Genomic DNA, 542 nt, shown 5'->3' with positions numbered 1-542 from the left:
CCTTATCCTGAATGTACTCATGCCAATACTTTGTATCAGTTCTCGATGGTATCAACATCACGATAAATCTATTTGGATCACGCAAATGTTCTTCATACGCTTTTTTGATAAACTCGCCGATATGTCGCCCATAGGGTGGATTCATAAACACATTGCCCCCCCATTTTTGTTTTAGCGCGTCATCATCTTCTGTAAAGTAAGTATCAACTTTATGATTTGTATCGCTCGCACAGGCATCTAAATCAAACTTGAATTTTTTATTCAACTTATCAAAGTAATCTTTAGGAGTTTCCCAAACCATGCTTTTTGAGCTGAATAATGCTTTGCTATTCATTAGTTAACCACCTTAATTGTTTCTGGGTACAGCCAAGCATGCATCAATTCATTTTCGCGTTCTCTTCGCCATCCCCAATCGTTAAATATTTGTAAACTAGGAAGAGATTTATAATGATCATTTTCAGGATCATTTAACTTAGCTATGAATACACTGAACCAAGTACAGTGTTTGTAAAATAGAAATAAATCTTTTTGTTCACTTGTCA

2 protein-coding genes are annotated in these 542 nt (G+C 35.2%); both read right to left on the bottom strand.

Annotated features, from left to right (window positions below; genetic code table 11):
- Positions 1-334 (bottom strand): DNA N-6-adenine-methyltransferase (locus tag BMG01_RS10790; protein ID WP_084012075.1); only part of this gene is annotated, 334 nt, incomplete at its 3' end.
- Positions 334-542 (bottom strand): hypothetical protein (locus BMG01_RS11545; RefSeq protein WP_233127317.1); only part of this gene is annotated, 209 nt, incomplete at its 5' end. The genes BMG01_RS10790 and BMG01_RS11545, both read right to left, overlap by 1 nt.

The organism is Leuconostoc sp. BM2, assembly GCF_002095565.1.
Classification (GTDB): Bacteria; Bacillota; Bacilli; order Lactobacillales; family Lactobacillaceae; genus Leuconostoc; species Leuconostoc falkenbergense.
The sequence above is the reverse complement of the archived record's forward strand: the minus strand, read 5'-3'. Positions and strand labels throughout refer to the sequence as shown.